This window comes from Methylocaldum sp. RMAD-M, from assembly GCF_017832375.1.
Taxonomy (GTDB): Bacteria; Pseudomonadota; Gammaproteobacteria; order Methylococcales; family Methylococcaceae; genus Methylocaldum.
In genome coordinates, this window is sequence record NZ_JAFIBZ010000065.1 from 1 (window position 1) to 1,977 (window position 1,977).

At 66.2% G+C, this 1,977-nt stretch carries 1 protein-coding gene and 1 pseudogene; both read right to left on the minus strand.

Annotated elements, in window-relative coordinates; translation table 11 throughout:
* Positions 1–355, minus strand: a pseudogene (locus tag JOD69_RS24420) (hypothetical protein); the annotation flags it as partial.
* Positions 356–387: 32 nt separating this feature from the next.
* Positions 388–1,977: GNVR domain-containing protein (locus JOD69_RS24425; RefSeq protein ID WP_210024369.1), on the minus strand; the 1,590-nt coding region annotated here is incomplete at its 5' end.

A 1,977-nucleotide genomic window follows, 5' to 3' on the forward strand; every position in this document is an offset into this window, starting at 1 on the left:
GGAGATTGGCATCGACCAGGAGGACGGTCTGGCTGACGTCGAGGGCGAGGCTCAGGGCCAGGTTGATCGCGGCGACGGTCTTGCCCGCCTGGGGGTTGGGGCTGGTGACGGCGAGCGCGTTCCAGCCGCGCTCGCGGAGGATCTGCAAGACCTTGGTGCGGAGCACCTTATAGGCGTCCACATAGGGGCCGGGCGGGTAGCCGGCGATGAGACGCTGGCGGCGCAGCACCTCGCGGCGGACCTCGATCGAGCGGGTGGTCGTGTACTCGATCCGCTCGGCGGGCGCCGGGACCGCGGGCGATCCGCCGCGCGGACCGGGGGTGGGGGTTGCGAACGAAGGGGCAATCGATTCCATCACGGGCACTCCGGGTAAAAAGAGAGACAGGGTTAGCCGAGGGCGGTGTCGAGCTTCCGAAGACCCCGGAACCAGAGCACATCCAGCGGGGTCCAGAACCAATGGATCAGGCACACGGTCAGGAGCAGGGCGCCGAACCCGAGGCCGGCCAGGATCAGGCGCTGGCGGCTCTGATCGATCGCGAGCTCATCGGTCGTGAGATACGGGACCACCGCGAGCGGGGCGGTGCCGACCAGGGCGGCGACGGCCCGGGCGGTGCGGACGGTCTGATCGAAGGTGGTGCGCAGCGCGATCGTGCCGACCGCGGCGGCGAGGCCCAACAGCAGACCGAGGATGACGATCGCCGGGCGGTTCGGCTTGATCGGCTTTTCCGGCAACAGGGGCGGCTCGATGATGGAAAAGCGCTCGCCCTTGCTTTTGCGCTCCAGCTGCTCCCCGATCTGGGCCTCCATCTGCTTCGCCCTCAATTCCCGATAGCGGTTGGCGGCGTTCTCGTAATCCCGCATCAGGGCCAGATACTGGCGCTCGGTGTCCGGCGTGCGCTGCAGCCGGTCCTGGTAATCGGCCAGCTTCGCCTCGAGCTCGAGCCGGCGCTGTTTGAGCGCCTCGATCTCCTGGCGGGTGCTGGCTTTCTGGGCGGACAGATTCACATAGGCCGGATTGTCCGGCTGGCGGGCGGCGATCGCCCGCGCCGTCGTCTCGGCCGAAGGCTCGGCCAGGGCCTTTTCGTAGGCGGCGATCTTGGCCGTGACGGCGACGACATCGGGGTGATCGGGCGCATGGGTGTCCTCGAGCACCGCCAACTCCCCCTTCAGATGCGCGAGGGTCTTGACCGTGTCGAGCGCGTGATCGACCGGCCCGAGTTCGCGCTCCAGGGCCTCGATCTCGCGCCGCGCCTTCACGACATCCGGGTGCTTATCGGCATACCGGCTGGTCAGGGCGACCAGCTCGGTCTGAAGGTGCTTCAACCGGTCCTGCTTGCTCAGAATGCGCTCCCCGGTGCCCGATACGATCGGCGTCTCCGGGGCGATTTGCGAGAGCTCCGCGTCCAGATAGAGGGCGCGCTCCTGGAGCGTCCTAAGCTGCAGATCGAGCGACTGAAGCTCCTGCTCGGTCTGCTGCAGGAACTGCAAATTCAGCGCCTTCTGCTCCGGCAGGGCGTACAGATGGGCTTCCTTGAACTGCGCCAGCGTCTGTTCCAGCTCGGTGACGTAGGCCCCGATCTGCTCGACCTCCTCGGTGAGGAAATCGGAGGCTTCCTGGGTCTTCTGAGTGCGCGTCTTCAGATTCTCCTCGAGATAGAGCGACGTGATCTCGTTGGCCACCCGCTGCACGGTATCGGGATGGCGGCCGTCGTAGGACAGGCTGAAGGCGATCGTCGCCTTGGTCGGATGGCCGGATTTGGGATCGATGACCTCCGCGCTGATCGGCTGGAAGGCGATATCCTCGCGCATCATCTCGACGATCTCGTCGGTGGTCTTCTTCTGGCGCTCTTTCGCATAGAGATCGAACTTCTCGACGATCGTCAGGAGATGCGCGCGGGTCATCACCCGCTGGCTGATCATCTGCAGCCGCTCGGCGGCATAACTCGTGATGGTGGAGCGGACCAGGTCGGACGGGAT